This window comes from Bradyrhizobium sp. USDA 4353, from assembly GCF_054063215.1.
This window is the reverse complement of record NZ_JBSSGB010000001.1, coordinates 6,901,551-6,924,457: the sequence shown is the minus strand read 5'-3', so window position 1 is coordinate 6,924,457 and position 22,907 is coordinate 6,901,551. Positions and strand designations below refer to the sequence as shown.

Genomic DNA, 22,907 nt, shown 5'->3' with positions numbered 1-22,907 from the left:
GACCGGGCTGTCTTGCCCCCGTCACGGACGGCTCATCATGACCATCCGCTTGGCCTCAGCGTCGGGAGACCAGGACCATGCGACTTCGCCGGCGCGCGGCCTCGTTCGTCCGCATGGCCTGAGGCCACGCTGCGAGACCCTCGCACCCACCGCATCCCACCCCGCGCGTCGTGACGATCGCGATGCGCCCCTCATGGCGAGGCGGGACGAGCGTAGATAAGCATGAATTCGGAAAAAAGGAAAGCAAAATCTTTTTACCGAGGGCTGGACAGGCCCTCAATTCCAAGACATCGCGCGCGGGATGAACTCCCGCGCGACCATCATCGCGCTGTCCTCGCACAGCTCGAGCGCGAGCTTCTGCGCCAGCATGACGTCGCCGGCGGGCAGGTCGCCGATCGGCACGAAGCAGACACCGCGGCGGACCCGGCCGCGCTCGTCGAGCAGGCAGACATTCATCGCCGTGCCGTTGAAGATGCGATAGCGATGGCCGCTATGCGAGCCGACGACATCGAAATAGCCGCGCGAGCAGAACTGTTTCCATTGCATGGGCGTCAGCCATTGTTGCAGCAGACGCCGCGCGCGGCCGGCCGGCGTGCGGTGGACCCGGTGCTGGTTGTACAGGGTCCGCACCGCGCGCCGGCGCCGCAGGGCACGCTGCTCCGATCTGAGAACGCCGAACATGACCGGTCGTGCTAGCCGCCCACGAGCCGCGGGAAGAACACGCATTCCTCCACGCGCGGATCGAATGAACGGATGATCTCCACACGTCCCGGCGCGAGGCGCGCGGTCGCCGTGAAGCCGCGTCCGGTCAACTGCCGGAAGCGCCGCTCGGCCTCCGCCACCTGCGCCGCGCTTGCCGGATCGAACGCGTAGCGGCTGTCGCCTGTTCGATCCATCACGATCTGGACTGCCATGAGAGCCTCCCTTTCGGCTGTGAGCTGTCGGACGTCTGGGACCGCAACAGTCGCCGTGGGCAAGGGTTCCTGTGTGAATCAGCGCGAACAGGCTTGGCGGCCTGGCCATGGTGCCGGTGCGGATGCGCATCTTGGCAGCGGCCGGCCGCGCTTTCGTCATTGTCGCATCGACGCCTGGCGGCGACAGCCTGAATGTTGCCCCGCTGCGACCATCGCAGCGCTCAGCTCACGCACCGCCGTGGATAGGAGCAGGCCATATTTGGTGCGCTACCTTAAAGGGATTCCAGCGGATGCGGAGCCGAAATCATTTGATCAGCGCCGGACGATCAGCATGATGCCGGCTCTCGATTGATTTGAGTGGCCAACATTCCCTGTCGTTGCAACGTCCGGACCGATCTCTGACACGCCGGAGCAGGTCTGCTTTTCAAGCCGCACTCGTGCACCCTGCGATCGTTGTCTGTTTGTTTCTGGATTTGTTTTCGAAGGCAGACGATCTGGCGCGCGGCGGGGCGCGCTTCGGCAGGTGATGACGCAAGGTGGGTTCGAGCGCAATGCGGGTTTGGGTTCAGGTGCACACATGGACATCGCTGATCAGCATGATCTTCATGCTGATGCTGTGTCTGACGGGACTGCCGCTGATCTTCCATGACGAGATCAATCATCTTATCGAGGACGAGATCGCAGCGCCTGCGATGCCGGCGGATACGCCCCTTCTGCCGCTCGATCGCCTGATCGCCGCGGCCAGGCAGCAGCTGCCGGAGCAGCACGTGCTGTTCGTCTCCCTAAAGGCGGCTGAGCCGCTCGTGGTCGTCGCGCTGTCGCCGACCGTCATCCCGGTGCCGGGACAGTTGCATCGCGTGACGGTCGATGCCCGCACCGCCGCCGTGCTCGGCGAGGAGGCGCCGCATCAGGACGTGATGGATGTCATCCTGCGCATTCACCGCGACATGTTCACGGGTCTCGCCGGCGAGCTCTTTCTCGGCCTGATGGGGCTCGTGTTCGCGGCATCGATCGTCTCCGGCGTCGTGGTCTATTGGCCTTTCATGCGCCGGCTGCAATTCGGGACGGTGAGGAACCGCTCGGCGCGGCTCAAATGGCTCGACCTGCATAATCTGCTCGGCATCGTCACCGTGAGCTGGACGCTCGCGGTGGGGATCACCGGCACCATCAACACGCTCGCGGTGCCGCTGTCCGAGCTCTGGCGCGCTCAGACGATGCCGGCGCTGCTCGCGCCCTATCAGGGCAAGCCGCTCGCCGAAGCGAAGTCGGTCGAGGCCGCGGTCGATGCGGTGCGCACCGCTCATCCGGATCGCCAGGTCGCATCGGTGACGATGCCGACGACCACGCGGTTCGGCAGCCCGCAGCACGTCATCGTCTGGACCAAGGGCAAGACGCCGTTCACCGCGCGCATGTTCTCGCCGGTGCTGGTCGATGCGCAGGACAGCACGAAGATGGTGGCGCCGGAATTGGCCTGGTATCTTCGGGCGCTGCAAGTGTCGCGGCCGCTGCATTTCGGCGATTATGGCGGGCTGCCGTTGAAGATCATCTGGGCTCTGCTCGACATCATCACCATCATCGTGCTGTGCAGCGGCCTCTATCTCTGGGTGGCCAAGCGATGGGGCAGCAGGCGCAGGACCGCCGGCGTGCCCGCGCAGGCGGCCGCCGCCGCGCTGTCGCCATGAGTGTCCCCATGAGTTCGTCCGCGACATCGGCGGCGCGCCTGCCGCAGCTCTCGATCTGGCAGGTGTTTCGGGCGCCGCTGCTGATCGGCCTCGTCGCCGCGGCCGGCCTCGCCTTCGGCCTGTTCGGCGAAGGCCTGTGGGACGGCCTGTGCTGGCTCGGGCTGTCGGTGCCGGTGCTGCTGTCGCTGATCTATGGCACGCGATGGACTCGTCGCGTGAAGCCCGGCGCTGACGACCGTCACGCCGACGTAAGCGACGCCGCGCGCTGAGCGCTCGCGCGTCGCCCGTCGAAGACGGGCATCTGCCTTCTCGGAATTGTGCTGCGGTCCTCGCGCCATGCGAGCGTATCGGCGTTCGATCGCGTGCGTCGCTTCATCCAGCCATCGATCACAGATGATGCTTGCTCTCGTGTGCAAGCGATGCCGCTGCTCGCCTGCGAGCAGCGGTGCGTGACGCGAGCGGACACGCGGTGCGTGCACCTCTCGTCACAAGTGCGAGCATGATTCGTCCCGTCTGCGGCGCGCGTGCAGCAACATCGCAGCAAAAATTTGTAGACTGATGAGTTAAAATTGTTCAAGAAGGTCTGGCCTGACCGAGAGTTGAACGATGAGATCTCGGTCGCGTCGAGTCGGACGACGAGATTTGCATCGTCGTCGTCTCATCCTGCGCTTCTTTGGAAATCTTCGAAGAAGCATCAGCGAAGAAAATCCCGCTGTAACAACAATCCCTTGAATCGCCTTCGCGAACAGTCGTGTCGCTCGTTAGACGAGTTCTACGCGGCAGGACGCCATCCTCAAATACCTGTGTGTTAGGAGCGCCGACGAACCAAGTTGGAACTTGGAATGATTGGGGTGTCGGAATGGTTTGTCGTGCGAAGCATAAAGATTTCAGGTTGACGATGTCGTGGGGGCTCGTGAGCTCGTTGGCGCTCACTCTGGGGATCGGTGGCGTTCAGCCGGCCTCCGCGCAGACGAAGCTTCCCGACGTGACCGTCGATGCACCCAAGCCGAAGACCCGGCAGGCCACGCAGCGCACCCAGGCCACGACCACACGCAACGCGCAGCGCCGTGTCGCCGCGCGCAACCTGCCTCCCAGGGCTCCGGTGCCCTATGTGACGCCCTCGACCGGCACCATCGGCGCGCCGCCGTCGCCCTATGCCGGCGGCCAGGTCGCAACCGGCGGCGGCCTCGGCCTGCTCGGCAATCGCGGCGTGATGGACACGCCGTTCAACCAGACGAGCTTCACCTCGCAGCTGATCCAGAACCAGCAGGCCCGCACCATCCGCGACGTGCTGATCAACGATCCCTCCGTGCGGACGGTGCAGGCGGCAGGCGGCGGCGCCGACAGCCTGTTCATCCGCGGCTTCTACTATGACAGCGGCGACTACGGCCTGAACGGCCTCGCCGGGATCGCGCCATATTACTCCACCGGCGCGAACTTCATCGAGCGCGTCGAGCTGCTCAAGGGGCCTGCCGCGCTGCTCAACGGCATGACGGTCGGCGGCACGGGCGCGTCGAGCGGCGGTGCGGTCGGCGGCAGCGTCAACCTTGTCACCAAGCATGCACCATTCGAGGACATCACGCAGCTGACGACCACCTACGCCTCGAAATCCCAGTTCGGCGAGCAGATCGATGTCAGCCGCCGCTACGGCGAGCGCAAGGAATGGGGCGTTCGTCTGAACAGCACCTATGCGAATGGCGACACGGCCTGGAATCGTCAGCACGACGAGTTCGGCAATGCGCACCTCGCGGTCGACTACCATGGCGAGAATGTCCGCGTCGACGCGGATGTCGGCTACCAGGCCGATCAGCTCAACCCGCCACTGCGCTTCTTCGGCGTCGGGCCGGCGGTGACGAGCATTCCCGCGCCGCCCGCGGCCGGCACCAATTTCCAGGTGCCGTGGGCTTATTATGCGCCGACCGATTTCTTCTCGACTGTGAAGGGCGAGGTCGATCTCAATGACCGCATCACCGCCTATGCCGGATTCGGCTATCACGACAGCAACATCAATTACCGCTATCCGTCGCCGACGCTTGCGAGCAATGCCGGCTTGTTGTCGGGCACGCCGGGATCGGCAAGCGAAACCTACAAGACGTTCGCGGGCGAGGCCGGCCTGCGGATGACTGCCGACACGGGGCCGATCAATCATGCCATCAATGTCGGCTACTCGATCACCGATCGCACCTATACCCAGCTGCTGGTTGTCGGCAAGAGCGCAACCTGGAGCCTCTACAACGAGCCGACCAACGTCGCGCTGCCGGGCTTTTCGACGCTTCAAGGCAATCAGCAGGTGGGTGCGGATCTCTGGAGCATCGGCGCCTCCGACACGATGTCGATCCTGAACAAGCGGATTCAGCTGACCGTCGGCGTCCGCCGGCAGACCGCCGGCACGGAGGTGACGAATTATCTCTCGGCGGCGGGGAGCAGGCCATTCGAGGATCAGTCAGTCTGGACTCCGGCCTATGCGCTCGTCGTCAAGCCGGTCGAGTACGTTTCGCTCTATGCCAACTACATCGAGGGCCTGCAGACGCCGACGGTTGTTGCCACCGGCTACACCAATAGCGGGCAGGTGTTTCCGATGGGCCAGACCAAGCAGGTCGAGACCGGCATCAAGGTCGATTTCGGCCGCATCACGACCACGCTCAGCGCATTCGACATTTCACGGCCGAGCGTCATCACGACGAGCTCGGGCACGTCGCTCACGCAGGTCATGAACGGCATTCAGCGTAACACCGGTGCGGAGTTCAACGTGTTCGGCGAGGTCACGCCGGCGTTCCGCCTGCTGGGCGGCATGGCCTATATTCACGGCGTGCAGGAGCGGACCGCGAGCGCGGCGACCGACGGCAAGCGCGCGATCGGCGTCCCTGAGCTGACCGTCAATCTCGGCGCCGAATGGGATACGCCGTTCGTACGCGATCTCACGCTCACGGGACGCGTTGTCTACACAGGCGCGCAATACGTCAATGCAGCCAATACGCTGTCTCTGCCCGACTGGACGCGGGTCGATCTCGGCGCGCGCTACACGTTCAAATCGCCCTGGAACGGAAAGCCGATTGTCGTTCGTGGCAGCGTCGAGAACGTGTTCAACAAGGCGTATTGGGCGTCCGCCTATAGCGGCGTGATCACGCTGGGCGCGCCGCGAACCTATCTGGTGTCGACGACGTTCAACTTCTGACGCGCGACACAGAAAACCCGACCATGAGGCCGCCGCGAGAAGATGCGCGGCGGCCGCTGCTTTTTGAACGATTAGTTGATCGCAATTTTCACCGAAGGCGTCTCAATAAAATTGTAGTTCGTGTGCAGGAGTAGGTCGCTTGATGTTCGATCGAATCGTCATTGACGTGCGTACTCATTCGTCGAATGCGCATGCACGCTGATGTTGAATCGTCACCGAGACGTCACCTTGGAGAGATTAAAAACTTTGAATGGCGGTATCCTTTTGACTGTCATTCTCAACTGCATTACCCCTGGTTCATCGCCATCGCTTGTTAGTAGGAGTAGCCGGACATGATGGTCTTCGACAGAGACGACGTCACCTTCACCGTCGTCGTGAATCATGAAGAGCAATACTCGATCTGGCCGACGTTCAAGGACATCCCGAACGGCTGGACCGCTGTCGGCGTCACCGGCAGCAAGAAGGAATGTCTTGACCATATCGAGCAGGTGTGGACCGACATGCGGCCGCTCTCGCTGCGCAAATTCATGCAAGAGAATTCTCAGGCGCCGGCAGCGCAGTCCTGAAGCAAGAGAGGCTGGTCGCGATGCGGCTGATCTGTTTGCCCTATGCGGGAGGCAGCGCAATGATCTATGCGCGCTGGCGCCGAGGTCTTCCGGCCTGGATCGACGTCGTCCCCCTGGAGCTGCCTGGTCGCGGCATGCGCATGGATGAGCCGTTGCAGACGGATCCCGCCGCCTTGGCGGAGCGGCTTGCGGCCGAGCTGGCCGGCGAGCGATCGACAATGCCTTACGTGCTGTTCGGACATAGTCTCGGTGGCTTGCTCGCCTTCGAGGTTGCGCACGGATTGCTTGCGCGCAGCGTTCAAGCGCCGCAGATGCTTCTGGTCTCGGGCACCGAGGCGCCGGCGATGCGCGATGGCAGCCGTTGGCGGGAGCCGCTCGGCGATGACGCGCTTCGCGACGAGCTGACGAGGTTGAAGGGAACGCCTCGGGAGGCCTTGCAGAGCGCGGAGATCATGGGCCACGCCTTGCCGATCCTGCGGGCCGACTTCCTGCTGTGCGGCAACTACGTCCATCGGCAACGGCCGCCATTGCCTTGTCCGGTCCATGTGTTCGGCGGCGACAGCGACGAGACGCGCCATGAGGCGCTCGAGGCCTGGCGCGAGGAGACATCGGCGGGCTTCGGGCTCGACATGCTGCCCGGCGACCATTTCTTCATTCACGCGCAGCAAGCCGAGCTGTTGAGCCGCATCACCGCGCTGCTGGCGCGAGAGGGATCTCCGCGGCTCGCGGCCGCCGGAGCAGGGTGAGGCGCGCGTGCCGAGCAAGCGTGCGGCCTGGGCTGGAATCTTGAAGACGAGCTGATGCTGATTGGGAAGGAAGTGAGGAGGAATCATGTTTATGATGCAACCTAAAATAGATCAAGAGGCGCTTCCTTTCCTTCTGCGGGCCAGCCGTAAGCAGCAGCCTCTGACGGATGTCGTCAGCGAGCTGCGCGACATGATCCAGCGCCAGCTGTATGCGAGCGGCGGGATCCTGTTCCGCGATTTCCATCTCGAGGGGGCGGAGGGATTCAGGAGCTTCGCCGCAAGCTTCGGTGATCCGCTGCTCACCTATGAGTTCGGCTCGACACCGCGCACGCAGGTCAGCTCCGGCGTTTACACGTCCACGGAATATCCGCCGCACCAGAGCATTCCGCTGCACAATGAGCAGGCCTATACGCGCGACTGGCCGATGAAGATCTGGTTCTACTGCCAGCAGGCGGCGCAACAGGGCGGCGAGACGCCGATCGCCGACAGCCGGCTGATCTACCGCGACATGCCCGATGCGATCCGCAGCCGCTTTGCCGAGAAGGGCGTCATGTATGTCCGCAACTATGGCAGCGGCCTCGATGTCGACTGGCGGCAGGTGTTCGGCACCGAATCCAAGGCGGATGTCGAGGCCTATTGCGCCTCTCATGCGATCACCTGCGAATGGAAGGACGGCGATGAGCTGCGCACCCGGCAGGTCTGCCAGGGTACCGCGGTCCATCCGGTGACCGGGGATGTCGTGTGGTTCAACCAGGCGCATCTGTTCCATGTCTCGAGCCTCGCACCGGAGGTGCGCGACAGCCTGCTCGACATCGTCGGTGATCCCTTGGAGCTGCCGCGCAATGCCTATTACGGCGACGGCTCGCCGATCGAGGATGCGACGCTCGCCGCGGTGCGCGGCGTGCTGGACCGGCACAAGATCATCTTCCCCTGGCAGACGGGCGACGTCGTGATGTTGGACAACATGCTGACGGCGCACGCGCGCGAGCCGTTCAAGGGACCGCGCCGCGTGATCGTCGCGATGGCGCAGGCTCACCGGCTGCAATGAGCCGCCGCCGCGCCTGCTGACCGAACCCACGCTGCCACCGGAAATCCAAAGACATGCGCCCAAAAACTCTCGTCGAACGACTGCGTGAGCACGCCTCCTTGCGAGGCGACCATCTGGCGCTGCGCTTCATCGAAGGCGATGCTGTCGTGGGAGAGCTGAGCTTTGCCGCTCTCGATCAGCGCGTTCGGGCCCTTGCCGCGCAATTGCAGGAGCTCGGCGGCGTCGGCGAGCGGGCGGTCATCCTGCTGCCGAGCAGCCTCGACTACGCGGTGGCGTTCTATGCGTGCCTCTATGCCGGCGTGATTGCCGTGCCGGCCTATCCGCCCGAGGGCGGCAAGGAGCGCTATACGAATCGTCTGGAGGGCATTCTCAACGACGCGGCGCCCCGCTTCATCCTGACCGCGACCGGCTTGCGCGACACGATCACGGCGTCTCTCGGCCAGACCGCTACCCATGTCATTACCGTCGACGCGGTGGCGGCGGATCAGGCGTCATCCTGGCGCGAGCCCCGGCTCAAGGCCGATGCGATCGCATTCCTTCAGTACACGTCCGGCTCGACGTCGCAGCCGAAGGGCGTTTGCGTCACCCACGGAAACCTGGTCGCCAACGAGATCGCGATGGAGGCGGTGGCGGGTGCGACCACGGACGACGTCTTCGTCAGCTGGTTGCCGCTCTATCATGATATGGGACTGATGGGCGGCCTGCTGAATCCATTGTTCACCGGCTACACGTCGGTGCTGATGTCGCCGCGCAACTTTCTGGAGCAGCCGCGCCGCTGGCTCGAAGCGATCCATCGTCATGGCGGCACCGTCAGCGGCGGACCTGACTTTGCCTACGCGCTATGCACGGATCGGATCTCCGACGAAACGATCGCACGGCTCGATCTCAGCCGCTGGCGCTACGCGTTCTCCGGCTCCGAATTCGTGCGCCGCGCGACCCTCGATCGATTTGCCGAGCGCTTCCGTCCTGCGCGCTTCAATTCGCGCGCGCTGACGCCGTGCTACGGCCTCGCCGAAGCGACCTTGCTGGTCACGGCCGGCGATCGCGGCAATCAGGCGGCGTGCCATACGCTCGATCCGGTCGCGCTGGCCAGCGGACGCGTTGCCGAGGCGGGTGAAGGCACGGCGCTGATGGTCTGCGGCGTCGCGGCCGAGGATCACGCCGTGCGGATCATGCGGCCGGATGCGTCGTGCGAAGCCGATGCGGACGAGATCGGCGAGATCTGGGTCGCGGGCCCGAGCGTGGCGAAAGGCTATTGGAAGAACGCGAAGGCCACCCGGCAGACCTTCGTCGAGAGAGACGGCTCACGTTGGCTGCGCACCGGCGACCTCGGCTTTCTCCGCGACGGCGCGCTCGTCGTGACCGGCCGGCTCAAGGACCTGCTGATCGTCCGTGGCCAGAACATCTATCCGTTCGACCTGGAGCAGGCCGTCGAGACCGGTGTGAGCAAGGTCCGCAGGGGACGCGTGGCGGCATTTCCCGTCGAGATCGACGGCACCGAAGGAATCGGCATCGCTGCGGAGTTCAGCAGGACGCTGCTGAGGCGCACGCCGTCCGATGTCCTGATCAAGGCGATCGGCGACGCCGTCATGCGGCAGACCCAGGAATATCCTGCCGTCATCGTGCTGTTGAACCCGCAGGGCATGCCGCTGACGACCAGCGGCAAGCTGCAGCGCTCGGCGTGCCGTGCCGGCTGGATGCAGGGAACGCTCGACAGCTTCGCGGTGTTCGCGCGAGGACGCGAGGCGCCTGACCGCGCGGGTGCCGACGCCCTCACGGAGACCGAGCGCGCGCTTGCGCTGATCTGGCAGGACGCGCTTGGGATCGCGACGGTCGGCCGCGATGATGACTTCTTCATGCTCGGCGGCAATTCGATTGCGGCCGCGCAGATCGCCGGCCTGGTGCGCGAGCGCCTGCGGGTCGAGCTCGACCTGCGCAGCTTCTTCGACACACCGACGCTTGGCGCTCTCGCTGCCCATATCGATGCAGTGGGCCAAGCCGCCGATGTTTTGCCGCGCCGCTACATGCCGCGGCGCCCGATGCGCGCCGGCTGCTGTCGCCGGCACAGGAGCGGCTCTGGTTTCTCTGGAGCATGGACCCGGCCAGCACGGCCTACACGGTCGCCTGCGTGATCAGGTTCGATGGCGCGCTCGATCAGGCGCTGCTGGTGCAGGCGCTCAGCGAGATCGTCGCGCGTCACGAGCCGCTGCGAACCACCTTTGCGTCGCAGGAGGGGCGGGCGACGCAGGTCATTCATGCCGCTCAGGAGGTGCTGGTCGCCGTCGAGGATCTGCGACGCTGCCCGGCGGCCGATCGCGCCACGCGTGCCGCGGCGCGGATTCGGGACGAACTGGCGCAGCCGTTCGATCTCGTCAATGGCCCGCTGTTGCGCGCGGTCCTGGTGCAACTGGCCGACGATCGGCATGAGCTGCTGCTCTTGGCGCATCACATCGTGGCCGACGGCCTGTCGCTCGACGTGCTGCTGCGCGAGCTTTCGGTCATCTACGACGCGCTTCGGCAACGAACAGCCTTGCCGCCTGGCCCGGCGCTGCAATACGCCGACTACGCCACCTGGCAGCGCACCTGGCTGTCCAGTCCAGAGGCAGATCGGCAGATGGCGTATTGGCGCGCGCGCCTTGGCGAGACGCACGAGCCGATGACGCTGCCGTTCGATCGGCCGCGGCCAGCGGTTCAGAGCTATCGCGGCGACACGCTGCATCTCGAGATCCGGCAGCATCTGGCCGAGCGGCTGCGAAGACTGGCCGCGGAGCAGCGCGTCAGCATGTTCATGCTGCTGCTTGCCGCCTATCAACTGCTGCTGTTCCGCTACTCCGGCCAGTCGGATCTGCAGATCGGCGTTCCCGTTGCCGGCCGCCGCCAGGCGGAGCTGGCTTCGCTGGTCGGCTGCTTCGTCAACACGCTGGTGCTGCGCGCCGATGTTGCGCACGACATGAGCTTCGCCGATCTGCTGAAGCAGGCGAAGGAAGAGGTCATCGCGGGCCTCGCGCGCCAGGATCTGCCGTTCGACCGCCTGGTCGAGACGCTCAATCCCGTGCGCTCGGGCGGACACAATCCGCTGTTCCAGGTCAAGTTCAACTACATGACGGCGCCCCGCGGCTTTGCCGCGGTGGACGGCCTGCGCGCCGAGACCCGCATCATGGATCTGGCCGGCTCGCATTTCGACCTCGCGCTCGACGTCGTCGACGGCGCCGGCGGCATGGCGGCCAGCCTCAACTACGCGACCGACCTGTTCGAAGCGTCCACCGTCGAGCGGATCGGGGCTCAATTCATCGATGTCCTGCAACAGATCGCCGAGGGCGTTGACCGGCCGCTGGCTGACTTCACCCTCGTCCCTCACGCTCGCCAGGCGATCGCGCAGGAGGTTGTCAGCTTCCCGTTCGGCGACATCCTCGGCCTGATCCGCGCCGCCGCCGCGGGGCGCGGCGACAGGATCGCGCTGCGGCAGGGGCCAACGTTGATCACGGTCGACGAGCTTCAACGCTGGTCTAACGAGCTTGCGCAGACGCTTGCGTCGCAGGGTGTCGCGCGCGAGACGCCGGTGGCGCTGTGGATCGAGCGGTCGCCGGCATTCGTCGCGGCGCTGCTCGGCGTGCTGAAGGCAGGCGGCGCCTATGTTCCGCTCGATCCGGCTTGGCCCTTGGCGCGCGTGCAGCGCATTCTTCAAGATGGGAACATCCGCACGCTGATTGCGACCGGCGACCGTCTCGCAGCCGCCCAGGCGCTGGATTGTCTGGTGCTCGACGCCGAGCAGCGCGATGGCCGGGGATCCGCGGCATTTGTTCCTCGACCTCTTCATCCGGCGCAGACCGCCTACGTCATCTACACCTCGGGCTCGACCGGGGCGCCGAAGGGCGTCGCTGTCTCGCATGGGGCGCTCGCAAACTACGTGCAGGCGCTGCTGACGCGGCTACAGCCGAATGCGCACGCCGGCATGGCGATGGTCTCGACCGTCGCGGCCGATCTCGGACACACCGTCTTGTTCGGCGCGCTGGCGAGCGGCGCGACGCTGAACCTGCTCCCCGCTGACGCGGCCTTCGATGCCGATGCGTTCGCGCAGGCGATGCGGGACGGGGAGGTCGGCATCCTCAAGATCGTCCCGAGCCATCTGCGTGGCCTGTTGCAGGCGCGTCGCTCTGCGGACATGCTGCCGCGCGATGTGCTGGTGCTGGGCGGCGAGCCCTGCGATCCGCGCCTGATCGCAGATGTTCGTCAGTTGCGGCCGCAATGCCGGATCGTCAATCACTACGGCCCGACCGAAACCACGGTGGGAATCACCACCCATGAATGGAGCGAGGCCACCGGCGCGGTCGTGCCGGTCGGGTTGCCCCTGGCGAACCTGCGCGTCCATGTGCTCGATGATGCCTTGAACGCCGTGCCATGCGGCGTCGCCGGCGAGTTGTATGTCGGCGGCGCAGGCGTTGCGCGGGGCTATCGCGGCGCACCGGGGCAGACGGGCGAGCGCTTCATTCCCGATCCGTTCGGCCCGCCGGGCGAGCGTCTCTACCGCACCGGCGATCGCGTGCGCTGCGACCATCAGGGACGGATCGTCTTCCTTGGCCGCGGCGATGATCAGATCAAGCTGCGCGGCTATCGGGTCGAGCCCGCCGAAATTGCGCGGGTGATGATCTCGCTCGACGGCGTGGCCGATGCTGTGGTCGTGACCCGCGCGATCGATGCCGGGCAGGACCGGTTGGAGCTGGTGGCCTATTGTGTTGCGTCGCCGGGGGCGGCGTTGCAGCCGGATGCGTTGCGGACGCAGCTCGCAGCGCTGGTCCCCGACTACATGGTGCCGGCGCGCGTGATCATGCTCGACCGCCTTCCGCTGACGGCGAACGGCAAGCTTGATCGGGCCGCGCTTCCGCAGCCCGACGCCCAAGCCGTCGTCTCCTACGCCGATCCCGTTGGAGAGGTCGAGCAGACCATCGCGGCCGTATGGCGCGAGGTGCTCGGTCGGGATCGCATCGGCCGCAACGACAATTTCTTCGAGCTCGGCGGCGACTCCATTCTCTCCCTGCAGATCATCGCACGGCTGCGCAAGCGCGGGCTCGTCCTCACCCCGAAGCAGGTGTTTGCGCAGCAGACGATCGCGGCCCTGGCCGGCGTGGTTGTGACCACCTCCACACGGGCCATGGCGGCGCCGGCAGCAGCACCCAGCGTCGTGAACGCCGGTGCTGCGGAGCTGCTGCCAATCCAATTGCGGTTCTTCGCCGAGCCGATCGGCAACCGCGATCACTTCAACCAGGCGGTTTTGCTGACGCCACGTGATCGCATCACGTGGAGCGTGCTGCAGTCTGCGCTCGCTGCTGTCGTCGCGCATCACGACGCGCTTCGCACGAGCTATCGGCCAATGGGAGAGTCCTGGCAGGCGGAGCTTGTCGCGGTGCCGGCAGCCGCGGACGTGCTGTGGATCCGCACGGGCGTGCAGCCGACGGACCTTGGCGCGATCGCGTCAGCCGCGCAGGCAAGCCTGTCCTTGGCATCGGGAGCGCTGCTGCGGGCCGTCGGTGTCGACATGGTCGACGGCAGCCAGCGCCTGCTGATCGCGATTCATCATCTCGCGGTCGATGGCGTGTCCTGGCGCATCCTGCTCGAGGACATCGCCACGGCGTGCGAGCAGCTCGCCGCCGGATCGGCCGTCAGCTTGCCGGGCCGCAGTGACTCGCCGTCCTCCTGGGCGCAGCGACTGCGCGCACATGCGACCTCCGACCGGCTGGTTGCGGAGCTGCCGTTCTGGCTGGCCGCTTCTCAAGGCGGCGAGCCTGTTTGCGACGATGATCACGGTGGTGCCGACGTCGAGGCCGAAGCGGAGGAGGTGGTGCTCAAGCTGGATGCGGAGCTCACTGCGCAGCTTCTCGAGGCTGCGCCTTCGGCCTACCGCACCCGCATCAACGACCTGTTGCTGGCCGCGCTCTCACGCGCGATCTGGAGCTGGTGCGGCCGTGATGATGTGTCGATCGAGCTCGAGGGCCATGGCCGCGAGGACATCTTTGCCGATGCCGATCTCACGCGGACGGTGGGATGGTTCACCAGCGCATTCCCGTTCCGTCTGAAAGGTGGCGCCAGCGCCGATGGCGACCTGATCAAGACGGTCAAGGAGGCGCTGCGCGCCATTCCCGATCACGGTCTCGGCTATGGCGTCCTGGGCTATCTCGGCAGCCGCGAGCATCGCGAGGCGCTGTCCCAACAGCCGAGCCCGCGGATCGTCTTCAACTATCTCGGCCGTTTCGATCAGGAGCTGGGCGCTGCGGCGGCGTATCGGATCGCTGCGGAAGATCCGGGCGCGATGCGGGCCAAGGACACGCCGTTGCGGGCCTGGCTCACGATCAACGGCGAGGTGCGCGATGGCGCGCTTCGCCTGGCCTTCCGCTACGGCCAGCGCCGCTATCGGCGTGCGACGATCGAGCGGCTCGCGGAGCACTACGGCGCCGCGCTGCGCAGCCTGGTTGAACATTGCCTGGAGAGCGCGGGCAGCCTGACGCCGTCGGACGTTCCGCTGGCGCAGCTCGACCAGGCCATACTCGATCGGCTCTGCGCCACGCTCGATGTCCGCAATGTCGAGGACATCTATCCGCTGTCGCCGATGCAGCAGGGTCTGCTGTTTCATGCGCTTCGCGACGGCAAGGACGACGCCTATGTCAATCAGCTCGCGGTCGAGCTGCGCGGCGTGACGCCGGCGCAGCTGCGCGACGCCTGGCAGGCGGCGAGCGAGCGGCATGCGGCGCTCCGCACCGGATTTGCCTGGCAGGTCTCCGAGGCGCCGCAGCAGGTGGTTTATCGCCGGCTCGATGTTCCCGTGGTCGAGGAGGATTGGCGCAGCCGCATGGTCTCGCTGCGTGATCGCACCGATCTTGACGCCGCTCTCGCCGATGCCGGGCAGCGCGAACGTGCCGTCGGCTTCGACGTCACGAAGCCGCCGCTGCAGCGGCTGCGGCTGATCCGGCTCGATGACGACCGGCTCTGGCTGATCTGGACGCATCATCACATTGTGCTCGACGGCTGGAGCTCGGCCCGGCTGCTCGCCGATGTCCTGCAGCGCGCGGGCGGCGCGGCGCCGCCTGTCTCAACCGGCAGATATCGCGACTACATCGCGTGGCTTCAGACGCAAGATCGGGGCGCTGCGACGACCTTCTGGCGCACCGCCTTGGACGATCTTGCGGAGCCGACGCTGCTCGCCGATGCGCTGCGCAGCAGCGCTGCGGTGGAGACGGCAGCCGGACATGGACGGTTGACGCTGGTTCTCGACGACAGTCTCGCGACGCGGCTCAGGCGGTTCGCGACCCAGCAGCGGGTGACGATGAACACGCTGCTGCAGGGTGCGTGGGTGCAGCTGCTGCGCCAGCACTGCGGTCAGTCCACCGTCTGCTTCGGCGTGACCGTCGCCGGGCGCCCGGCAGAGCTCGCCGGCGCGGAGCAGGTGGTCGGCCTGTTCATCAATACATTGCCGCTGATCGACGCGCCGCATCCGCAAGCGCGCGTTGGTGATTGGCTGAGGACGTTGCAGGCGCGCAATCTCGCGGCGCGCGACTATGAGTGGATGCCGCTGCACGACATCCAGCCCCTCGCCGAGCAAGGCAGCCGTCAGCTGTTCGACAGCATCATGGTGTTCGAGAACTATCCGCTCGATCGCTCACTGATGGATCGCAGCGCGGGCGCGCCGCAGGTCGGGCGTGTCGAGCATGTGACGCCGACCAATTATGCGCTGGCCGTCTCCGTGTTCGACGGCGCCGAGGGCCTGCGGCTCGATTTCAACTATGACCGGGCGCAGCTGGATGAGCGCGCGGTGCGGCTGGTGAGCGCGACGATGCACGACTGGCTGCTGCAGATCTCGGCGGATGCGGCTCGCGCCACCGGCAGTCTGCAGGCAACCAGCGAAGAGACGCTCGGATCCGTTCTGCGCTGGGCCCGAGGTGATGGCAACGTCATCCCGGCCGGACAGAACCTTGTCGCGCAGATCGAAGCCCAGGCGGCGCGAACGCCGGATGCGATCGCCCTCATCAGCGGCGAGCGCCGGATGAGCTATTCCGAGCTGAATGTTCGCGCCAATCGCTTGGCGCATCGGCTGGTCGCGCACGGCATCGGCCCTGACGTCGTCGTTGGGCTGGCGCTGGAGCGCACGCCGACGATGCTGGTGGCGCTGCTCGCGGTCCTGAAGGCCGGCGCAGCCTATCTGCCGCTCGACCCGGACTATCCGGCCGACCGCCTCGCCCACATGCTGCGCGACAGTGGTGCGAAGCTGCTGCTGACGCAGGCCTCGCTGAGGGATCGATTTGCGCGGGCGCGCGATGATGGCGGCGCCGAGGCCTGGCTGCTCGATGACGACGCCGGCCAAGGAGCGGGCCTTGCCGCCAATCCCGGCATCGCCATTCATCCCGAGAGCCTTGCCTATGTGATCTACACGTCGGGCTCCACCGGGCTGCCCAAGGGCGTGATGGTGCGGCATCGCGCGGTCGCGAACTTCCTGGCCACGATGGCGGAGCAGCCGGGGATTGCAGGCGCGGATTGCGTGCTCGGCCTGACGTCGCTGTCCTTCGACATCGCCGTGCTGGAGCTGTGGCTGCCTTTGACGTGCGGCGCGCGCATCGTGCTGGCCGACCGTGCCGCCACGCAGGACCCTGGGGCGCTGAAGGCGATGGTGATCAGGCATGGTGTGACGATGATCCAGGCGACGCCGTCGAGCTGGCGCATGCTGCTCGACCATGATGAAGGCGCCGCATGGCTCCCCCAGGGCTGCCGCGTGCTGAGCGGCGGCGAGGCGCTGGCTCCGGATCTGGCGCGGCGGCTGACGACGCTCAGCCACGATGTCTGGAACCTGTATGGGCCGACCGAAACGACGGTGTGGTCGGCGCGCCGTCGGCTCGACACTGATAACCCAACGCCTGTGCTGGGCAAGCCGATCGGCAACACCACGCTGCACGTGTTCGACGCGAATTTCAACCTTGTGCCGCCGGGCGTGGCGGGCGAGCTCTTCATCGGCGGCGAAGGCCTCGCGCGCGGCTATTGGAGCAGGGCGGGGCTGAGCGCTGAGCGTTTCGTGCCGGATCCGTTCGGGCCCGCCGGAGCGCGGCTGTACCGGACCGGCGATCTGGCGCGCTGGCGCGCCGATGGCGTGCTCGATTATGTCGGCCGCGCCGATCACCAGGTGAAGATCCGGGGACGGCGGATCGAGCTTGGCGAGATCGAGGCGCAGCTGCGTGCCCAACCCGGCGTCCGCGACAGCGTCGTGGTGGCGCAGGAGATCGGCGGAAGCCGGCAACTGATCGGCTATGTCAGCGGCGACGAAACGCTTGATGCCGCGAGCCTGCGTGCGGCGCTCGCTCCGGTGCTGCCGGACTACATGGTGCCGTGGCGGCTGATCGTGCTGCCTCAGTTGCCGCTGACGCCCAACGGCAAGATCGATCGGCGCAGATTGCCGCCGCCATCCCACGGCGATCAGGCCGAGCACGATCATGAGGCGCCGATCGGCGAGATCGAGATCACCCTTGCTCGACTCTGGGCGGAGCTGCTCGGCGTGAGCAGCGTCGGCCGCAGGGATCGCTTCTTCGAGCTGGGCGGACATTCCCTTCTGGCCGTGCGGCTGATGAGCCGCGTCGCGCAGGAGTTCGGCATCGCGCCGCCGCTGTCCGAGCTGTTCGCTCACCCGGAATTGGCGGAGTTTGCCCGCGTCGTCTCGATCAGCCTGATCGAGGATGAATTCGAGGCGGATGAGCTGCAAGAGCTGATCGAGGCGGTATCATGATAAGACGACCATCAGCCAAGCCCAACCTCAAGGATCTCGGCTCCGAAGAGCTGCAGCGCCTCGCGCTCGCCGCCAGGGAGCGTGGCCGCAGGACCGGCCGTCGCGATTCCGGAGCGATCCCGACCATCGATCGTGGCGGCAAGCTGCCGCTCTCATTTGCGCAACAGCAGCTCTGGCTGGTGACGCAGCTCGAAGGCACCAGCACGAACTATCACCTCGATGCCGTGCTGCGGCTGCAGGGGAAGCTCGATCTCGCGGCGTGGCGCCGCAGTCTCGATCGTCTGCTCGCACGCCACGAGGCGCTGCGCACGATCTTTGCCGCCGAGCAGGGCGAGCCGCAGGTGCGGCTGTTGCCGCCCGATACGGCGGTGCCGCTCACGTTGCATGACCTGCGCGGCCGGGCGGATCGCGACCAGAAGTTGCACGAGCTGATCGACCGATGCCGGAGCGTGCCGTTCGATCTGGCCCGCGGACCCCTGATCCGTAGCGACCTGATCCAGCTCGATGATGATTTGCATGTCGCACTCCTCAGCCTGCATCACATCGTCGCCGACGGATGGTCGATGGGCGTGATCGTGCGTGAGCTTTCGGCCTTGTACGGCGCATTCGTTGCCGGCGACGATGATCCGCTGCCGCCGCTCGCGCTGCAATATCCGGATTTTGCCGCGTGGCAGCGGGGAGCGCTGACGCAAGAGCGGCTGCAGCGCCAGCTCGATCATTGGACGGCCACGCTGGCCGGCGCGCCGCCGGTGCTGACGCTGCCGACGGATCGTCCACGCGCCGCGCCGCGATCGTTCGCGGGCGCCGCTGTGCCGGTGGAGATCGACAGCGAGCTGTCGGGCGCCGTCCGGCAGCTTGGCCGCACGGTCGGCGCCACGCCGTTCGTGATCGTGCTCGCAGCCTGGGCCATCGTGCTGTCGCGGCTGGCCGGTCAGCACGATCTCGTCATCGGCACGCCGACGGCAAACCGGACGCAGGCCCAGGTGGAAGGTCTGATCGGCTTCTTCGCCAACATGCTGGCGCTGCGCCTCGATCTGACGGAGGCGCCTGACGTGGCGCAATTGATCGAGCTGGTGAAGGCGGCCGCGCTGGCAGCGCAGGATCATCAGGATGTGCCGTTCGAGCAGCTCGTCGATGCACTCCAGCCGCCGCGCGATCCGGAGTACACGCCGATCTTCCAGGTCGTGTTCGCCTGGCAGAGCAACGAGATCGGCCGGCTTGCATTGCCCGGCATCGAGGTCCAGCGTCTTGCGACCGCGCAGCGGCAGGTCAAGTTCGATCTCGAGCTCGATCTGAGCGAGACGGACGGCCGCATCGTCGGGCATCTGAACTATGCGACGGCGCTGTTCGACCGGGACACCGTGCTGCGCTATCGCTCCTATCTGTTGGCTGCGCTGCGGGCCATGGTCACCGACGTCGCTCAGCCGGTGCACGGGATCGATCTGTTGTCGGCAGAGGAGCGGTCGCTGCTGCTCGACCGCTGGAACAGCACGGATCTGTTCACACCGCCGGACTGCTGCATCCAGGAGCTGATCACCGAGCAGACCCGCCGACGGCCCTCGGCGACGGCGCTGGTGCATGACGGTGTCAGCCTGACCTATCAGGAGCTCGAGCAGAGGGCCAATCGCTTGGCGCAATATCTCGTTGCGCGCGGAGCAGGTCCGGATCGCCTCGTGGCGATCTGTCAGCAGCGCGGCATCGATGCGATCGTCAGCATTCTCGCGGTGCTCAAGGCAGGGGCCGCCTATCTGCCGCTCGATCCGGTCTACCCGTCACAGCGGTTGCGCGAGATCCTGGCCGACGCCGCGCCTCTGCTGCTGCTGTGTGACGATGAGGGGGCCGCGACGCTCGGCAATGTCCCGTGCCACGTCATCAACGTTCCGCGCGATGCGCTGGCGTGGCAGGATTTGCCTGACGTCGCGCCCTCGGTTTCTGACCTGACATCGCAGCATCTCGCCTATGTGATCTACACCTCCGGCTCCACGGGCAAGCCGAAGGGGGTGATGCTCGAGCACCGTGGCTTGGTCAATCTCGCTCTGGCGCAGATCGCGCTGTTCGACCTCAGCGAGGATAGCCGCATCGTCCAATTCGCGTCCCTCAGCTTCGATGCCAGCGTGTGGGACATCGTCATGGCGCTGTGCTCCGGCGCCGAGCTGCATCTGATCGGGCGCGACGCCCATCGCGACGCCTCGCTGCTTCTCGATTATCTCGCCGACCATCGCATCACCCATGCCACATTGCCGCCGGCGATGCTGCAGGGCCGTCCGGACCTCGCGCGCCTCGCTGGGCTCGAGGTCCTGGTGCTGGCAGGCGAGCTGCCGAGGGCCGAGCTCATCACAGCGTTGCCGCCGAGCGTTGCCGTGTTCAATGGCTATGGGCCGACGGAAGCCACGGTCTGCGCCACTGCTTGGCGCCGTCCTGCGGGCTTCAGCGATGATGTCGTTCCGATCGGACGCCCGATCGCCAATGCCCGCATCTATCTGCTCGACGAGGCCGGCCTGCCGGTGCCGCGCGGCGCCGTCGGCGAGATCTGGATCGGCGGGGCAGGGATCGCGCGAGGCTATCTCAACCGGGATGATCTCACCGCGGAGCGCTTCGCTGTCGATCCGTTTGCGCCTGCTGATGATGCGCGGATGTACCGCACCGGCGATCTCGGCCGCTATCGCGCCAATGGGGACATCGAGTTCCTCGGCCGCAACGATCATCAGGTCAAGATCCGCGGCTTCCGTATCGAGCTCGGCGAGATCGAGGCGCGCTTGAGCGCGCTCGCCGGCGTGCGCGACTCCGCCGTGCTGGCGCGCCGCAACGCGCAAGGCGACGCCACTCTCGCGGCCTATGTCGTGCCGACCGAGGAGGTCGACGATGCCGCGCGATGGAGCGCGCGATTGCGCGCCGATCTGCAGGCCTGCCTCCCCGACTACATGGTGCCGTCTGCGATCATATGCCTGCCGGCGCTTCCGCTGACGCCGAACGGCAAGGTCGACCGGCGCGCCTTGCCGGCCCCGGATGACGGCGCGCTGCCGCGCCGGATCTACGAGGCGCCCGAGGGCGAGATCGAGCGCGAGCTCGCGGCGATTTGGAGCGAGCTTCTCGGCATCGAGCGCGTCGGCCGCAACGATCACTTCTTCGAGCTCGGCGGCCAGTCGCTTCTGATCGTCCGTCTGCTCGACCGCCTGCAGCGTCGCGGCTTTACGACGAAAGCGCAGACCGTGTTCGTGAAGCCGATCTTGCGCGAGCTCGCGTCAAGCGTCCAGCGTATCGAGCAGACCATCATTCCCGCCAATCTCATCACGGCCCAGACCACGACGATCACGCCGGAGCTGCTGCCGCTGATCACGCTCAGTCAGCCCGAGATCGACCGGGTGGTCGATCAGGTGCCAGGCGGCGTCGCCAACATCCAGGACGTCTACGCCCTGTCGCCGCTGCAGGAAGGCATCCTGTTTCATCACATGCTGGCGACGGAGGGCGATCCCTACGTGCTGGTTGCGCAGATGGCGTTTCCCGACCGCGATCTGCTCGACCGCTATCTTGCCGCGGTTCAGCAGGTGATCGATCGCCATGACGTGCTGCGGACATCGGTCGTCTGGGACGGCCTATCGGTTCCGGCGCAGGTGGTCTGGCGCCACGCGCGGCTCGACGTCACGGAGGTCGCGCTCGACGGCGTCGCGCCGGCGCATCTGCAACTCGCGAGGCGGTTCGATCCGAGATCTACCCGGATCGATCTGGCCAAGGCGCCGCTGCTGCGGTTTGCGACCGCCCGTGATCCCGAGGAGGATCGCGTGCTGCTGCTGGTCCTGCTGCACCATCTGATCGGCGATCATTCGACCCTGGAGGCCATTCATCGCGAGGTCGAGGCCATCATGTCGGGGCGGGTGCATGCCCTGCCGGCTCCGACGCCGTTCCGCAATCTCGTCGCACGGACCCGCGATGCGGCGAGGCAGGAAGCCGAGCAGCGTTTCTTCCGCGGCATGCTCGCCGATATCGATGCGCCGACTGCGCCGTTCGGGCTCATGGAGGTGCGCAGCGATGGCGACGGAGTTCGCGAAGCGAAGTTGCCGATTGCTTCTGTGCTCGACGGTCGGCTCCGCGCCCAGGCGCGACGCATCGGTGTCAGCCTCGCCAGCCTTTGCCACCTCGCCTTCGGACAGGTGCTGGCCCGCAGCAGCGGCCGCGAGCAGGTCGTGTTCGGCACGGTGCTGCTCGGCCGCATGCAGGCCGGCGCCGAGCTCGATCGCAGCCTCGGACTGTTCATCAACACGTTGCCCTTGCGCCTCGATCTCGACGGCATCGCGGTCGAGAGCAGCGTGCGCGCGGCGCATGCCCGGCTGGCCGAGCTGACGACGCACGAGGATGCATCATTGGCGATGGCTCAGCGCTGCAGCGGCGTCGCGCCGCCGGCCCCGCTGTTCACCGCAATTCTGAACTATCGCCACAGCCGACGGGATCACGACGCCACGGTGGCGCCCGCGAGCCCGCTGCAGGCGATCGAATGGCTGGGCGTCGAGGAGCGCACCAATTATCCGCTGATGCTGGCCGTCGACGACGATGGCGATGGTCTGCGCCTGACGGCCCAGGTGGTCGGACCGGTGCCGCCGGAGCGGATCTGCGCGATGATGCAGCAGGCGCTCGATCGGCTGGCATCGGCGCTGGAGGTCGAGCCTGACATGCCGGTGCGCCGGCTCGACGTCGTCCCGGCAGAGGATCGCGCGCGGCTGCTCCAGGCGTGGAACGCGACGGCGCGGGAGCAGGACGCGCGCTGCCTACACCGACAGTTCGAAGCGCAGGCCGCACGTGCGCCTGACGCGATCGCGCTGGTCCACGGCGATGCGGTGATCAGCTATGGCGAGCTGAACGCGCGCGCGAACCGCTTGGCGTCTCGTCTCAGTGCGCAGGGGATCGGTGCTGATGTCGTGGTCGGCCTGGCGCTGGAGCGCAGCGTTACGATGATGGTGGCGCTGCTCGCGGTGCTCAAGGCGGGCGGAGCTTATGTGCCGCTCGATCCGGACTATCCGTCCGAGC

11 protein-coding genes (1 of these 11 only partly in view) are annotated in these 22,907 nt (G+C 66.4%); 9 read left to right on the top strand and 2 right to left on the bottom strand.

What is annotated here, in order from left to right; genetic code table 11:
* Positions 1–276 precede the first annotated feature (276 nt).
* On the bottom strand, positions 277–681 hold the full coding sequence (locus tag ACVILH_RS31205) for a hypothetical protein (protein ID WP_456716324.1): 405 nt from the start codon (positions 679–681) through the stop codon (positions 277–279).
* An 11-nt stretch (positions 682–692) separates the two neighbouring features.
* A complete protein-coding gene (locus ACVILH_RS31200; protein WP_456716323.1) occupies positions 693–914 on the bottom strand; it encodes a hypothetical protein in 222 nt (73 codons plus the stop codon).
* Between the two features lie 551 nt (positions 915–1,465).
* On the opposite strand from ACVILH_RS31200, the gene ACVILH_RS31195 reads away from it, so the two are divergent.
* The 9 genes from ACVILH_RS31195 to ACVILH_RS31155 all read left to right on the top strand — a co-directional run.
* Positions 1,466–2,596: a PepSY-associated TM helix domain-containing protein gene (locus ACVILH_RS31195; RefSeq protein ID WP_456716322.1), complete on the top strand. Its 1,131-nt coding sequence runs from the start codon at positions 1,466–1,468 to the stop codon at positions 2,594–2,596.
* 8 nt (positions 2,597–2,604) lie between these two features.
* A complete protein-coding gene (locus ACVILH_RS31190; RefSeq protein WP_456716321.1) occupies positions 2,605–2,865 on the top strand; it encodes a hypothetical protein in 261 nt (86 codons plus the stop codon).
* A gap of 590 nt (positions 2,866–3,455) precedes the next feature.
* Positions 3,456–5,771, top strand: coding sequence for a TonB-dependent receptor (locus ACVILH_RS31185; protein ID WP_456716320.1), 2,316 nt, complete (start codon positions 3,456–3,458; stop codon positions 5,769–5,771).
* A 332-nt stretch (positions 5,772–6,103) separates the two neighbouring features.
* Positions 6,104–6,337 (top strand): MbtH family protein, encoded by a 234-nt coding sequence (locus tag ACVILH_RS31180; protein ID WP_456716319.1) that lies wholly within the window; start codon positions 6,104–6,106, stop codon positions 6,335–6,337.
* 59 nt (positions 6,338–6,396) lie between these two features.
* Positions 6,397–7,083 (top strand): thioesterase II family protein, encoded by a 687-nt coding sequence (locus ACVILH_RS31175; protein ID WP_456716318.1) that lies wholly within the window; start codon positions 6,397–6,399, stop codon positions 7,081–7,083.
* Positions 7,084–7,168: 85 nt separating this feature from the next.
* The gene (locus ACVILH_RS31170) at positions 7,169–8,131 is read left to right on the top strand and encodes a TauD/TfdA family dioxygenase (protein ID WP_456716317.1); all 963 of its coding nucleotides are present in this window, start codon (positions 7,169–7,171) and stop codon (positions 8,129–8,131) included.
* 53 nt (positions 8,132–8,184) lie between these two features.
* Positions 8,185–10,263 carry an AMP-binding protein gene (locus ACVILH_RS31165; RefSeq protein ID WP_456716316.1) on the top strand — a complete coding sequence of 693 codons (2,079 nt, stop codon included), beginning with the start codon at positions 8,185–8,187 and terminating at the stop codon, positions 10,261–10,263.
* Positions 10,224–17,888 (top strand): amino acid adenylation domain-containing protein, encoded by a 7,665-nt coding sequence (locus tag ACVILH_RS31160; RefSeq protein WP_456716315.1) that lies wholly within the window; start codon positions 10,224–10,226, stop codon positions 17,886–17,888. Before ACVILH_RS31165 ends, ACVILH_RS31160 begins: the two co-directional genes overlap by 40 nt.
* A protein-coding gene (locus ACVILH_RS31155) for an amino acid adenylation domain-containing protein (RefSeq protein ID WP_456716314.1) crosses the window boundary here: on the top strand, positions 17,885–22,907 show its 5' portion. The gene runs 1,550 nt beyond the window's last position; the window shows 5,023 of its 6,573 coding nt (coding positions 1–5,023); its start codon is at positions 17,885–17,887; its stop codon lies off the right edge, out of view. The genes ACVILH_RS31160 and ACVILH_RS31155 overlap by 4 nt, the downstream gene beginning before the upstream one ends.